A 12,326-nucleotide genomic window follows, 5' to 3' on the forward strand; every position below is an offset into this window, starting at 1 on the left:
ACATGACCTTCGGCGCACCGCACTCCTCGAATCCCCGTCCGCAGGGCCGCTCGCGTGCCCGCGGGTACGTCCCGCTGGCCATCGCGGCGTGGCTGGTCCTGGAGATCTGGCTGCTCGTCGTCGTCGCCGACGCGGCGGGTGTGTTCACCGTCCTGGCATTGCTGGTGGCCGGTGCCGTGCTCGGCGGTTACGTGATCAAGCGGGCGGGCCGCCGGGCCTGGCGGACCCTCACCGCCGGGCTCCAGCCCGGTGGGGGCGGCGCCGACCAGGACCCCACGGCGGGTGTCGGAAACAGCCTGGTCATGCTCGGCGGGCTGCTGTTCATGCTTCCCGGTCTTGTCTCCGACGTGCTCGCCCTGGTCTGCGTCTTCCCGCCGACCCGGGCGCTGCTCAGCCGCCGGGCCGAACGCTCCCTCTCGCGGCGCATGGGGTACGGCCCCGGTTCCCTGGGTGACGCGTTCCAGCAGGCCCGCACGCGTCGGCCGGGCGGCAAGGTCGTGCAGGGCGAGGTCATCCACGATGATGAGCCGCCCACGCCGGGCTCGCGTCCCGGCGACGAGGGTCCGGGCCGCCAGGACCCGCCACTGCCGCGCTGAGACCGGCCGCGGCCCCGCCGCGCGGCGGGGCCGGGCCAGAGCGCCGGGTGTTCCGGGAACAACATCGCAGACGACAGACCGCGAACGGCATACGACAGCAGACCGCGAGCAGACCGCCATACGACAGCGCCATACGACAGAGGGCCGGGGCCACTGCTGAGCAGTGGCCCCGGCCCTCTGTGTACCGCTTGTTACCGCTTCGCCGTCAGGCGGACTTGCGGGTGTCCCGCGGATGCACCGCGATGTTCATGGCGCCGGAGCGCAGGACCGCCAGCCGTTCGGCCAGCACTTCCTCCAGCTCCTCGCGCGTGCGTCGCTCCATGAGCATGTCCCAATGCGTGCGCGCGGGCTTGCCCTTCTTCTCCTCAGGCCCATCGCCGTCCACCAGGAGTGCCTGGGCGCCGCACGCCTTGCACTCCCACTCCGGCGGAATCTCCGCCTCTACCGAGAAAGGCATCTCAAATCGATGCCCGTTCTGGCATGCGTACTCCACCGCCTGGCGCGGGGCCAGATCGATGCCGCGGTCGGTCTCGTAGCTGGTCACCACGAGTCGCGTGCCGCGGAGAGCTCGCTCACTCATGAATCGTGCCTCCCGGGCTTTGTCGCCCACAGGACATGTGTCGCTGTCGTCGTCATTCGTTCAACGTCCGGTCGGCGGTGAAGATTCCCATAGAGGGACATGCGTCGCCCGTCGTGCCGCCCCGTTGTTCTACCCACCGGCGCCCGGTTTGTCACATCTGGCAGTAGATGTCACCCAGCGTTCTTGGTTCTTTAGCGCGCAGTAACGGTCCGCCTGGTAGGCCAAGGGCGTACACTACTCGCCCACACGCGCCGAATCTAAATCCGGTCCGAATTTGGTCCCCCGACGGCCGTGGCTTCAGGGGTCTCGTACCCCCGTGCGCCCTCTCCTATCCTGGACGCGCCGGAGGGCTCAGAGGTTGCCGGTGTCCCGGTGGTCTTCTCGGCGGCCGCCTCGTCGGCGGGCTCCCTGATCGCGAAGACGCGCAGGAAGAACTGGGAGAGCGGGCCGATCGCGACCGCGTAGAGCACCGTGCCGACGCCGATGGAACCGCCCATCGCGAACCCGGTGGCCAGCACCGTCACCTCGATCCCCGTCCGCACCAGGCGCACTGAGCGGCCCGTGCGCCGGTGCAGCCCGGTCATCAGGCCGTCGCGTGGGCCCGGCCCGAAGCGCGCCGAGATGTAGAGCCCGGTCGCCACGCCGTTCAGCACGATCGCGAACAGCAGCAGTGGTATGCGCACGGCCATCGCCCGCTGGTCGGGCACCAGCGCGAGCGTCGCGTCCATCACCAGCCCGAGCACGACCACGTTCGACACCGTGCCGAGCCCGGGCCGCTGCCGCAGCGGAATCCACAGCATCAGCACCGCGACGCCCGCCAGGATCACCACCGTCCCGATCGACAGGCCCGTGCGCTCGGCGACGCCCTGATGGAAGACATCCCAGGGGTCGAGCCCGAGTCCCGCACGCAACTGAAGTCCCATGCTCACCCCGTACAGCACCAGCCCCACATACAACTGAGTGAGACGGCGGGTGAGGTAAGCCCCCCTCGATCTGGACACAGCGCGCTCCTCGCGATCGGTCATCCGGACGGTGACAGCGGAAACCGGACGGTGACGGCAGAAAAGTGACAGCAGCGCCACGGTGGGAAAGTGGTAACAGTGGCCTGCCCTGTGACACTCTGTGGCTTGTGGGTGGTCCAATTCCAGGGCCAATCCCGGAAAGGTGGACTGAAGATCATGAGTCAGTGGACCTCGGCTGTGGGCGCTCCGCAGCTTGCGCGGCTCCTCGGGTCGCAGCACACCAGTGACTTTCCGGCCAAGGCGTCCGGCCGTCGCGTGCCCGCGTACCGCGCCCTCGCCGACGGCATGCGGCTGCTCATCCTCGAAGGCCGGCTTCCCGTCGCCGCCCGTGTTCCCGCTGAACGCGAACTCGCCGCCGCCCTCGCCGTCAGCCGCACCACGGTCGCCGCCGCGTACGAGGCGCTGCGCGGTGAGGGCTTCCTCGCCTCACGCCGGGGCTCGGGCAGCTGGACCGCCGTGCCCGCGGGCAACCCGCTGCCCTCGCGCGGGCTGCATCCGCTGCCGCCCGAGGCCGCGGGTTCGGTGATCGACCTCGGCTGCGCGGCGCTCCCCGCGCCCGAGCCCTGGCTGACGCGCGCGGTCGGCGGGGCGATGGAGGCCCTGCCTCCCTACGCCCACACGCATGGCGACTATCCGGCCGGGCTGCCCGCCATGCGGCAGGCCCTCGCCGACCGGTACACCGCGCGCGGCATCCCCACCATGCCCGAACAGATCATGGTCACCACCGGCGCGATGGGGGCGGTCGCCGCGATCTGCCGCCTCCTCGTGCGCCCCGGGGAGCGCGTCGCCGTCGAGTCACCCTCGTACGCCAACGTGCTCCAGCTCATGCGGGAGGCCGGTACCCGGCTGGTGCCCGTCGCCATGGCCGACGGCCTCGGTGGCTGGGACATCCCCGGCTGGCGGCAGGTGCTGCGGGACGCCGCACCCCGGATGGCGTACGTCGTCGCCGACTTCCACAACCCCACCGGGGCGCTCGCCTCGGAGGAGCAGCGCCGCGCCCTCGTCGACGCCGCCCGCTCGGCCGGCACGATCCTCGTCGTCGACGAGACCATGTCCGATCTGCTCCTCGACCCTGACGTCGAACTTCCGCGCCCGGTCAGCACGTTCGACCCCGCGGGCAACGCCATCATCACCGTGGGTTCGGCGAGCAAGGCGTTCTGGGCCGGGCTGCGCATCGGCTGGGTGCGTGCGGCTCCCGACGTCATCCGAAGCCTCGTGACCGCGCGCGCCTACGCCGACATCGGCACGCCCGTCCTGGACCAGCTCGCCGTGACCTGGCTGCTCGAAGGCGGCGGCTGGGATGAGGCCGTCGCCATCCGGCGCGCCCAGGCCAGGGACAACCGCGACTCCCTCGTCGCCGCCGTCCGGCGGCACCTGCCCGACTGGGAGTTCACCACTCCGCATGGCGGGCTCACGTTGTGGACCCGTACCGGCGGGCTCTCGGGTTCGCGGATCGCCGAGGTGGGGGAGCGGCTGGGGGTGCGGGTCCCCTCGGGAACGCGGTTCGGCATCGACGGGGCCTTCGAGGGCTTCGTCCGGCTGCCGTTCACCGTCGCCGGCGCCCTCGCCGACGAAGCGGCAGGCCGGCTCGCCTCCGCCGCCCGGCTGGTGGCCTCCGGCGCGAGCGCCGACGCGGACGCCCCACGGTCGTTCGTCGCGTAACCGCCCCGGAGTACGCGTCGTGTGACCGCGCCCTGGAGCAGGGGCCGTCCGGCGCGGAGCGCGATGCCCGCCTTCCCCGCGTGACGTCGCGTGGGCAGGCCCGTGTTACGTCGCGTGGGCGGGGAGCGAGCCGTCCCCGTCGGCCTGCGCGGCGGACCGCCCGGCCAGGACGCCCACACCGCCCGGCGCGCCCGCCCCGGCGCCCTGGCCCGGATTGCCCATCCGGGCATCGAGTGGCCCCGGAGCGCCGCCGTCCGGTGGCTCCGGCCGCCGTGCGCCGCGGACGTGCGCCGCGGGCGCCGGCGTTCCGGTCCCCGGGTCGCCGGGCGCCTGGGTGCCGGTCGGCTGGCCGCCGTGGCTCTGGGCGGGCCCGCCCGGCAGGGTCCGTTCGGGCAGCAGGGCCAGCACTGCCCGGCGCTGCGCCTCGCTGGCCGCGTCGTCGTACGGGTCGGGGGTGGCCGGCACCTGGAGCCGGTGGACCTGGCCGTTGCCGAGCCGCGCGTATCCGCGGCCCGGCGGCACCCGGGGGGTCGGTGAGGTGGGCGGCGGCGCGCCGAGGGCTGCCTGCACGTGCTCGTACGCGACGGGCCCGAGCACCACGCGGGCCCGGGTGTGGGACCTGACGTAGTCGCTCAGCGCGTCCAGGCTGTCCAGCTGCTCGGCGATGGCGACGGTGACGTTCGCGAGTCGCCCGTGGCGCAGCGGGACACGCAGCAGTTCCTGGGGGTCGGGGCGGCCGTCGGCGGTGGCCAGATGGCTGAGCGCGGCAGGCTGGTCGAGCACGATCCACAACGGGCGACGGACATCCGCCGGCACGCTCTGCCCGTACTGGCGGGCGCGGTTGGCGCAGAGCAGCCGCCGTTCGGTCTCGTGGGCCGCCCACTCCAGGGCGGTCAGCGCGCCGGCGAGCCCGCACTCCACAGCGAACACCCCCGCACGGCCCGCGAGGCAGGCGTACCCGCTGGTGCCGCCGCCGTCGATCACCAGCATGTCGGAGTGGGGCAGCGCCTGGAGCGCGAGCGAGCGCAGCAGCGTCGTGGTGCCGCTGCCCGGCTGGCCGACCGCCAGCAGATGCGGCTCGGTGGACCGGGACCCGGTGCGCCACACGACCGGTGGCGCGTCCCGTGTCGGCCCGCCCTCGGGGTCCGTCACGGGCAGGGTCCGCTGGACCGCTGCCGGGTCGGTGAAGCCCAGCACCGTTTCGCCCGGGGTGGTGACGAAGCGCTGGGCGCAGATGGTGGTGGGGAGCGCGGGGAGCACGCTGAGCTCCAGCCGGTTGGCCTCCTCATCCCAGCGGAAGAGGTACTCCCGGTCGCGCCCGGACTTCACTGAGACCAGCCGCTCGACGCGGGCGCGCGCGTCGGCCTCCCCGTCGGGGAAGTACGCGGGGTAGCGCAGCACCAGGCGGCTCAGCCGCCCGGTGTCGTCGAACTCGTACTCCTCGAACGCCTCCTCCCAGTCTCCCGCGTAGGCGTAGAGCGGTTCGGGGTCGTCCGTGGTGGCGAAGTACGGCACGAGCGCGTCGTAGAGGGTCCGCAGCCGCTCCGCCGCGGGTCCGTCCAGCTCGTTGTCCGCCGGTGCGCGGTCGCGTCCGGCCCACGCCGCCGCGGCCATCAGCCCGATCAGTGCGAGCAGCGGACCGTAGGGCGCCATCGCGACGGCCAGCACACAGGCCGCCGTGAGGAACAGCGTGGGACCGCGCCGTTCCTTGGGCGTCTGTGCCCACTTCCGCAGCCCGGCGGCAGCGAGAGCGCGCAGTCCGCGCGTGACGGTGAGCAGCGGGTGCAGGACGTCGCTGGCACTGTCGATGGCGGTTCGCGCGTACTCGCGGCCGCGGACCACGGTGGGGCTGTCGGTCAGGACGCGGGGGAGCGGGAGGCGGGCCACGTCGGTCTCCTGGGGATGGCGGTGGGCTGCGGGACGGATCAGACCTTGATGCCGCCCAGCAGGTTGGCCAGGCTGGCACCGCCCGCCTGGATGCTCGGGGCGATGGCTGTTCCGGCCAGATAGAAGCCGAAGAGCGCGCAGACGACGAAATGCGACGCCTTCAGGCCGTCTTTGCGGAAGAACAGAAAAGCGATGACGCCAAGCAGAACGACTCCGGAGATGGAGAGGATCATGACGGTTCTCCTGGTTGGTGGGGACGATCACCGTGAGTGCGTTAAGCCTCACAGAAAGTCCAATAGCGCGAAAGTCGCAAATGGGTGATTTGTCAGTGGAATCACCCAGGCGCACGTCATGATCGATCCGTAGGGTGGGGCGGCGCGGGCAGGGCACTCGTGGGTCACGCGCGTGGTCCAAGGGCATCGATCGAAGGAAGACGGAGGACGGAATTCATGACCGAACACGGCGCACAGGGCGGCCAGGGTCAGCCGGGCACGCCGCAGGAGCGGCGCACCGCACAGGCGGCTCCGGACGCGGCGGCGGAGCCCGCGCACGACCCCGAGGTGCTCCAGCTGGCGGCGAAGGTCTTCGACCTCGCCCGACACGGCGACACGGACACGCTCGCCGCGTACGTGGACGCCGGTGTCCCCGCCAACCTCACCAATGACCGCGGCGATTCACTGATCATGTTGGCCGCCTACCACGGCCACGCCGCCGCCGTGGAGGCGCTGCTGCGGCGCGGCGCCGACCCGGACCGCCCCAACGACAAGGGCCAGACCCCGCTGGCGGGTGCGGTGTTCAAGGGGGAGGACGAGGTGGTCAGGCTGCTGATCGCCGAGGGCGCCGACCCCTCCGCCGGCACCCCGTCGGCCATCGAGGCCGCCCAGGTCTTCGGGCGGCAGGACCTGCTGGGGCTGTTCACCTCGGAGTGAGAGGTCCGGAGGCGCGGTCCGGAACGCGAGGCCGGAGCGGGGAGTCTCCTGAGCTGAGGGGCCCGGGAGTTGAGGGTTCCCGCCCGCTGGGGACTCCCCGAATCCCGGAGTTCTCACGGGGATTTCCCGGCGTACTCCCGTGGTCGCGGACTTAGCCTGTCCGTCATGGGAGAGCTGACCGCGCACCGTCCGCTGGCCCCCGAACTCGCCTCGCTGCGCTCCGGGGAGCTGGACATCGCCGCGCACGCGGAGCGCGCCTGCGACCTGATCGACGCGGTGGACCAGCGCGTACGGGCCTTCGTGCCGGAACCCGGCCGGCGCGGGCGGCTGCGGGCCGAGGCGGAGGCGGTCCGCGCGCGGTGGGCGTCGCGGAACGACCGTCCGGCGCTGTACGGCGTGCCGGTCGGCGTCAAGGACATCGTGCACGCCGACGGCTTGCCCACCGGTGCGGGGTCGGCGCTTCCGGCAACAGAGTTGACGGGGCATCAGGCGACGGTGGTCGGCAGGCTGCGCGCGGCCGGTGCGCTGGTGGCGGGCAAGACGGTCACGGCCGAGTTCGCCTGCGCGGCCCCCGGCCACACCCGTAACCCGCACCACCTCGGCCACACCCCCGGCGGGTCGAGCAGCGGTTCGGCGGCGGCCGTCGCCGCGGGCCTGGTGCCGCTGGCCATCGGCACGCAGACGGACGGATCGGTGATCCGCCCCGCCGCCTACTGCGGCGTGACCGGCTTCAAGCCCACCCACGGCCGGGTCCCGGTGGACGGCGTCATCCCCAACGCGCCCACCCTGGACACGGTGGGCGTCTTCGCCGCCGACGTGGCGGGGGTGGCCCACGCGGCCCCGGTGCTGTGCGACGACTGGCGTACGGACGGCGCCGCCGACGACCTTTCCCGGGCTCCGGGGACAGCCACGCTGCCCGTCCTCGGCGTCCCCGTCGGCCCGTATCTCTCCCGCGCCGGAAAGACAGCGCTGGAGGCGTTCACGGCGTGGACGGAGCGGCTGCGCCAGGCGGGCTTCACCGTGCTCCAGGTCCCGTTCCTGCCGGACTTCGACGAGATCGCCGCCCAGCAGCACACCATCAACCGCTACGAGGTCGCCCGCACCCACGCCGAGTGGTTCCCGCGCTTCTGCGACCTCTACCAGGAGCAGACGGCCGCGGCGATCCGGGAGGGGCAGGCGGTGACGGACGCCGCCTACGCGCGGGCGCTCGCCGACCGGGAACGGTTCCGCGCCCGCATGGCGGCCGCCCTGTCCGGCGAGGGCATCGATCTGTGGATCACCCCGGCGGCGACCGGCCCCGCGCCCCGGGGACTCGGCACCACCGGCGACCCGGTCATGTGCCTGCCCTGGAGCTACGCCGGGCTGCCGTCGCTCACCCTGCCCGCCGGGCGCTCGCGCGGCCTGCCGCTCGGCTCGCAGTGCGTGGCGGCGAGCGGTGCTGACGAGCGGCTGCTGAGCTGGGCGCCCGCGATCGAGAAGGTCTGCGCCGCGGGCTTCGTCCGTACCGCCGGAGCGCCGGGAGCGACGGGCGGCGTCACCCGCTCACGCTGACGGGGCGGGAGCCGACGCGGACGCGGACGCGACGAGGATGACATCGAGCGCACGCGGGCCGTGTACGCCCTCCACCCGGTCCAGCTCGATGTCGCTGGTCGCCGAAGGACCGGAGATCCATGTCAACGGCCGCCCCGGATCGAGGCGTTCGAGCGCCTGCGGTACGGAGTCCACCACCTGGCCGGGGGCGAACACCACGCAGATGTGATGGTCGGGGATGAGGGTGATCCGGCGCCGGCCCTGGTCGGGTCCGGCGTCGAGGACGACCGTGCCGGTCTCGGCGATGGCCACCGCGCACCCGGTGACGACACTGTCCACCGCGTCGAGATCCGCGGCGGACGCGTCCGCCGCGTCAGGGACGCGTTCGGCCGTGCTCGCGGCCAGCCACGCGGCGGGCAACCGCGGGGGAACGACGACGCTGCGCGCGCCCCGCGCGTCGAGCAGCCGCGCGACGAGGTCAGGCAGCCCGGCCTCGTCCGTATGGTGCACACGGGCACGGTAGTCGGCGAGGTTGTCCGCGAGCAGCCCGGTCCGCTCGGCCGCCGTACGCGTGCCGTGCACGCGGTGATAGTCCCGGATGACGGTCTCCGCCGTCGCCGGGCCCGCGGACCTCTCACCGCGCGGCACATCGGCCAGCGCCCGGCGTACTCGCCCCAGCACCCGCTCCCGGCTGCTCACTTCGCCTTCGCCTCTCCTTCGCCACGGGTGCGCTGCCACCAGTCCCGGAAGGACTCGGGCGGCACCTCGGGAAGCGCCCGCGTGTCGGACCACGCGCGCCCTGGGCCCGGCAGCCGCTGGGGATGAAGGCGGCGGGTGCGGGCGGCCAGCCGCTGCCCGGTGCGCAGCGCGCGCGGGTGCTCGAAGGCCCAACGGGCGGCACGCATCGCCGCGCGCTCCGCCGCGTGGCCCTTGGCGGGCTTGATCACGGTCCTGGTGCCGCGCAGCGTCACCTCACCGCCCTCGACGACCCGTTCCCGCAGCCGTACCAGGATCTCGGGGATGTCGATGGCGACCGGGCAGACTTCGTAGCACGCGCCGCACAGCGAGGACGCGTACGGCAGCGAGGCGTCCAGCGCGCCGGCCGTGCCCCGCAGCTGCGGGGTGAGGATGGCGCCGATCGGCCCCGGGTAGGCCGAGCCGTACGCGTGGCCGCCGGCCCGCTCGTACACGGGGCAGACGTTCAGGCAGGCGGAGCAGCGAATGCAGCGCAGGGCCTGGCGTCCGATCTGGTCGGCGAGGGCGTCGGTGCGGCCGTTGTCGAGGAGGACGAGGTGGAAGGTCCGCGGGCCGTCCCCGTCGGAGGTGCCGGTCCACATCGAGGTGTACGGGTTCATCCGCTCGGCCGTGGAGGACCGGGGCAGCAACTGGAGGAAGACCTCCAGGTCCCGCCAGCTGGGGATGACCTTCTCGATGCCGACCACGGAGATCAGGGTCTCGGGCAGCGTCAGGCACATCCGCCCGTTGCCCTCGGACTCCACGACGACGAGGGTGCCGGTCTCCGCGACGAGGAAGTTGGCGCCGGAGACGCCGACCTTGGCGGTGAGGAACTTCTCCCGCAGGTGCAGCCGCGCCGCCTCGGCGAGCTCCGCCGGGGAGTCGGTGAGCCCTTCGGGCGCCGGGCGGCCCCAGCGGGCCATGTTCGCGCGGAAGATGTCGCGGATCTCGGTGCGGTTGCGGTGGATGGCGGGCACCAGGATGTGGGAGGGAAGATCGTCACCGAGCTGCACGATGAGTTCGGCGAGGTCGGTCTCGTACGCGGTGATCCCCGCGTCCGCGAGCGCCTCGTTCAGGCCGATCTCCTGAGTGGCCATCGACTTGACCTTCACGACCTCGCGTTCGCCCGTCTCGCGGACCAGGCGGGTGACGATCGCGTTCGCCTCGGCCGCGTCGGCGGCCCAGTGCACCTGGCCACCGGCCGCCGTGACCGCCGCCTCGGCCTGCTCCAGGTAGTGGTCGAGGTGGTGGAGCGTCCGGTCCTTGATCGCGGCCCCGGCGGCGCGCAGCTCGGCCCAGTCGTCCAGCTCGGCGACGGCCGCGGCGCGCCTGGCGCGGATGGTGTGGGTGGCGTGCCGCAGGTTCGCGCGGAGCTGGGCGTCAGCGGTGGAGCTGACGGCGGCCACGGGAAAGGGCGGAGCGGGCGGGGCGGTCCCGGGCATGCCCAGGTAGGTGCTGGTCATCGTGGGTCTGCCTCCGTTCCGGCGAGGATCTCAGCGAGGTGGACGGGGCGGACGGGCGAGCCCTGCCGGGTCAGGGTGCCGCCGATGTGCAGCTGGCAGGAGTTGTCCACCGTGCACACGGCGTCGGCTCCGGTGGCAGTGATGGCACGGGCCTTGTCGGCGCCCATGGCGGCCGATACGGCGGCGTTCTTGACGGCGAACGTGCCGCCGAAGCCGCAGCACTCCTCCGCTCCCTCAAGTTCCACGAGTTCCAGCCCCTTGACGTGCTGGAGCAGCGTGCGCGGCCGGTCGCCGAGCCGGAGCAGGCGCAGCCCGTGGCAGGTGGGGTGATAGGTGACGCGGTGCGGGTAGTAGGCGCCGACATCGGTGACGCCCAGCACGTCCACCAGGAACTCCGTCAGCTCATACGTCTTCGGCACGGCGCCCGCCGCCGCTTCGGCGAGCGCCGTGCCGCGTCCCTCGGCCGCGGCCCGCGCCCCGATACGCGGGTAGTTGTCCCGCACCATCGCCGCGCAGGACCCGGAGGGGGTGACGATGTGGTCGTAGTCGCGAAAGACGCGGGCGTAGCGGCGGACCAGGGGTTCCGTCTCGTGCCGGTAGCCGGTGTTGTACTGGGGCTGGCCGCAGCACGACTGGTCGGCGGGGAAGCCGACCTCGACGCCGAGGCGTTCGAGCAGGGTGACGACGGCCTGCCCGGTGCGCGGATAGAGAGTGTCGTTGACGCAGGTGACGAAGAGGGCTACGCGCACGGCTGCTCCTTCTGGCCGCCGATGGCGCTGGAGACGGCGGCCTCCCGTCGGCCGGTCCCGGCGGGTGATCGTTCGCCGGGCCATACTGCCGCAGTGCCTGACGGCTGTGAAGTGCGGCGGAACGCCGCCGCCCGCTCGGTCCCGCCGGTGGGCCCGGACGCGGACAGCGAGCGGACTCGTCCCGCTCGCCGCATGATGAAGTCAGCACCGCGCCACGCCGCGAGGGCCCGCCCCCCGGTGGCTCCCCGCGCGGACAGCCCCGACCGGCTGTGGTCCCGCCCCCGCCCGCACGCCCCCCGCTGAAGAAGCCGCTCACGCTCCACGCTGAAGGACCCGCGATGGCCATGAAGACTCCCGCGTCCCTGTCCGCCAACCGGGGCAGTGTCACGCACAAGGTCCGCTACGCGCTGCGCAACCCGGACCGGATCGTCCCCCATTTCCGGCGCAGTCTCCGGGACGGCCTGCTGCGGATCAAGCATCCCGATCACGTCGCGTACTACCGGGCCGTGATGGCCTCCGACGCCGGTCGCGATCCGGAGGCTGCGGTGGGCAGCCAGAGCCACGCCGGGTGGCTGGCACTCGGCAAGATGCAGTTCGACTACCTCATCGAGCACGGCCTCACCCCCGGACAGCGCATGCTCGACATCGGTTGCGGGAACCTGCGCGCGGGCTGGCGCTTCATCGACTACCTGGACCCCGGTCACTACTACGGCATCGACATCTCGCCCGACATCCTCGTGTCGGCCAAGCAGACCGTGACCACCTACGGGCTCCAGGACAAGCTCCCGCATCTGACCATGACCCGGGACCTGACGCTCGACTTCCTGCCCGACCGGTACTTCGACGTGGTGCACGCGCACAGCGTCTTCTCGCACTCACCGCTGTCCGTCATCGACGAGTGCCTGGCCCACGTCGGACGCGTCATGGCCCCCGGCGGCTTCTTCGACTTCACCTTCGACCGCACCGAGGGGACCGAACACCAGGTGCTGCGCGAGGACTTCTACTACCGCACCGGAACGCTGCTCGCGCTGGCCCGGAAAAACGGCCTGGCCGCCACGTTCATGGACGACTGGGAGCGGCGCCCGCACGGCCAGTCGAAAATCCGTGTCACCCATCCGGATCACACGGCGTGACACTCCGCCGCCGGGCCGGGGGTCTTGGAGGCGATGAGCC

General features: G+C 72.7%; 12 protein-coding genes. 5 read left to right on the forward strand and 7 right to left on the reverse strand.

Features of this window, described 5'->3' with window-relative positions; genetic code table 11:
- The first annotated feature begins 2 nt into the window (after positions 1 to 2).
- Positions 3 to 596, forward strand: coding sequence for an FxsA family membrane protein (gene fxsA, locus AC5P1B_RS00175; RefSeq protein ID WP_493884041.1), 594 nt, complete (start codon positions 3 to 5; stop codon positions 594 to 596).
- A 205-nt stretch (positions 597 to 801) separates the two neighbouring features.
- Here the strand turns inward: fxsA and AC5P1B_RS00180 are convergent, their stop codons facing one another.
- Both AC5P1B_RS00180 and yczE read right to left on the reverse strand, forming a co-directional pair.
- Positions 802 to 1,176 carry an RNA polymerase-binding protein RbpA gene (locus AC5P1B_RS00180; RefSeq protein WP_493884042.1) on the reverse strand — a complete coding sequence of 125 codons (375 nt, stop codon included), beginning with the start codon at positions 1,174 to 1,176 and terminating at the stop codon, positions 802 to 804.
- A 257-nt stretch (positions 1,177 to 1,433) separates the two neighbouring features.
- Positions 1,434 to 2,201 carry a membrane protein YczE gene (gene yczE, locus AC5P1B_RS00185; RefSeq protein WP_493884043.1) on the reverse strand — a complete coding sequence of 256 codons (768 nt, stop codon included), beginning with the start codon at positions 2,199 to 2,201 and terminating at the stop codon, positions 1,434 to 1,436.
- A gap of 153 nt (positions 2,202 to 2,354) precedes the next feature.
- Here yczE and AC5P1B_RS00190 point away from each other — a divergent pair, with 153 nt between their 5' ends.
- Positions 2,355 to 3,860, forward strand: a complete 1,506-nt coding sequence (locus AC5P1B_RS00190) for an SCO1417 family PLP biosynthesis transcription factor (protein ID WP_493884044.1) — start codon at positions 2,355 to 2,357, stop codon at positions 3,858 to 3,860.
- A 105-nt stretch (positions 3,861 to 3,965) separates the two neighbouring features.
- Here AC5P1B_RS00190 and AC5P1B_RS00195 read toward each other — a convergent pair whose 3' ends face one another.
- The gene (locus AC5P1B_RS00195; RefSeq protein ID WP_493884045.1) at positions 3,966 to 5,747 is read right to left on the reverse strand and encodes a hypothetical protein; all 1,782 of its coding nucleotides are present in this window, start codon (positions 5,745 to 5,747) and stop codon (positions 3,966 to 3,968) included.
- Between the two features lie 38 nt (positions 5,748 to 5,785).
- Positions 5,786 to 5,980 (reverse strand): hypothetical protein, encoded by a 195-nt coding sequence (locus tag AC5P1B_RS00200; protein WP_493884046.1) that lies wholly within the window; start codon positions 5,978 to 5,980, stop codon positions 5,786 to 5,788.
- A 216-nt stretch (positions 5,981 to 6,196) separates the two neighbouring features.
- Between AC5P1B_RS00200 and AC5P1B_RS00205 the strand changes: the two genes are divergently transcribed.
- Together AC5P1B_RS00205 and AC5P1B_RS00210 are read left to right on the forward strand one after the other, a co-directional pair.
- Positions 6,197 to 6,676, forward strand: a complete 480-nt coding sequence (locus AC5P1B_RS00205) for an ankyrin repeat domain-containing protein (protein WP_493884047.1) — start codon at positions 6,197 to 6,199, stop codon at positions 6,674 to 6,676.
- A 165-nt stretch (positions 6,677 to 6,841) separates the two neighbouring features.
- A complete protein-coding gene (locus tag AC5P1B_RS00210) occupies positions 6,842 to 8,227 on the forward strand; it encodes an amidase (protein WP_493884048.1) in 1,386 nt (461 codons plus the stop codon).
- Here AC5P1B_RS00210 and AC5P1B_RS00215 read toward each other — a convergent pair.
- Genes AC5P1B_RS00215 through AC5P1B_RS00225 form a run of 3 tightly spaced genes read right to left on the reverse strand, consistent with a single transcriptional unit; the run spans position 8,219 to position 11,153 of the window.
- Positions 8,219 to 8,905, reverse strand: a complete 687-nt coding sequence (locus AC5P1B_RS00215) for a LutC/YkgG family protein (protein WP_493884049.1) — start codon at positions 8,903 to 8,905, stop codon at positions 8,219 to 8,221. The two genes, AC5P1B_RS00210 and AC5P1B_RS00215, sit on opposite strands and share 9 nt — an antisense overlap.
- A complete protein-coding gene (locus tag AC5P1B_RS00220; protein ID WP_493884050.1) occupies positions 8,902 to 10,404 on the reverse strand; it encodes a lactate utilization protein B in 1,503 nt (500 codons plus the stop codon). Before AC5P1B_RS00220 ends, AC5P1B_RS00215 begins: the two co-directional genes overlap by 4 nt.
- Positions 10,401 to 11,153 (reverse strand): (Fe-S)-binding protein, encoded by a 753-nt coding sequence (locus AC5P1B_RS00225; protein ID WP_493884051.1) that lies wholly within the window; start codon positions 11,151 to 11,153, stop codon positions 10,401 to 10,403. Before AC5P1B_RS00225 ends, AC5P1B_RS00220 begins: the two co-directional genes overlap by 4 nt.
- Before the next feature lie 344 nt (positions 11,154 to 11,497).
- Between AC5P1B_RS00225 and AC5P1B_RS00230 the strand changes: the two genes are divergently transcribed.
- Positions 11,498 to 12,286 (forward strand): class I SAM-dependent methyltransferase, encoded by a 789-nt coding sequence (locus AC5P1B_RS00230; protein WP_493884472.1) that lies wholly within the window; start codon positions 11,498 to 11,500, stop codon positions 12,284 to 12,286.
- The last annotated feature ends 40 nt before the right edge of the window (positions 12,287 to 12,326 follow it).

The organism is Streptomyces sp. A01 (assembly GCF_059026195.1).